1 protein-coding gene is annotated in these 259 nt (G+C 60.2%); it reads right to left on the reverse strand.

The window, feature by feature from the left end; translation table 11 throughout:
- Nucleotides 1–259 (reverse strand): EAL domain-containing protein (locus tag EUU22_RS22220; protein WP_165351266.1); only part of this gene is annotated, 259 nt, incomplete at both ends.

Genomic DNA, 259 nt, shown 5'->3' on the forward strand with positions numbered 1-259 from the left:
TGCAGAGCTGGATCGGTGAGACGTTGACGGAGAGCTCCAGAGACTGCCAGCAGGAAACAGTCCGGATCGAACCCAGAAGTATCTTCCGCGTCAATGCCTCGATGAGGCCGGACTTTTCCGCCAGGGGAATGAACACTTCGGGGCTGACGGTGCCGGTCGGCGGCACCCATCGTGCCAGGGCCTCGACGCCGTTGATTTCTCCGTCAGTCGCCGCAATGAGCGGCTGGAAGACGATCTTTATCTCGTCCTGCTCTATGGC

Origin of the sequence: Ciceribacter ferrooxidans, from assembly GCF_004137355.1 — a bacterium.
GTDB classification, from domain to species: Bacteria; Pseudomonadota; Alphaproteobacteria; order Rhizobiales; family Rhizobiaceae; genus Allorhizobium; species Allorhizobium ferrooxidans.